This window comes from Bacillus sp. AF23, from assembly GCF_020861455.1.
GTDB classification, from domain to species: Bacteria; Bacillota; Bacilli; order Bacillales; family Bacillaceae; genus Bacillus; species Bacillus halotolerans.
On sequence record NZ_JAJHVY010000050.1, the window covers coordinates 1 to 498 of the forward strand.

A 498-nucleotide genomic window follows, 5' to 3' on the forward strand; every position below is an offset into this window, starting at 1 on the left:
ACTTGGAACCATAGCCGGCATCCTCCAATGCCTTCCATGTTTCCTGAAGCAGCAGTCTCTGTCTGGGATCCATATTAATTGCTTCACGCGGGGATATTTCAAAAAACTGAGGGTCAAATTCGGAAATACCTGGAATTACCCCGAATCTTTTGTTCACTTCTTTTCTATCCTCAGTATTATTCTGACTTTCCCGCCATTCGGCGCGCTCATATGGCACCTCACCGATTACTTCCCGTCCGTCATGCAGGAGGGACCATAGTTCCTCTACATTCCTTGCACCTGGGAACCTTCCGCTCATTCCAATGATGGCAATTGGTTCTTTTTCAACCGCCTGTTTCTTCTGCTTCGTCTCCAATTTTTCGGAACGGATCTTTCTTATTTTCGGTCCTCTATTTTCCGGTGGTGTTGTTAAAGAACCTTCTTCCTCACCCTCGTGATAGAACGCCTGCATTTCATCAGAATAACGTTCAAGGAAATACTGGCTTAACCTCTCTATCG

The 498-nt window shown here is 45.8% G+C and carries 1 protein-coding gene; it reads right to left on the reverse strand.

What is annotated here, in order from left to right:
- A partial coding sequence (locus LNN34_RS21775; RefSeq protein WP_229044613.1) for a beta-ketoacyl synthase N-terminal-like domain-containing protein occupies positions 1-498 on the reverse strand: 498 nt, incomplete at both ends.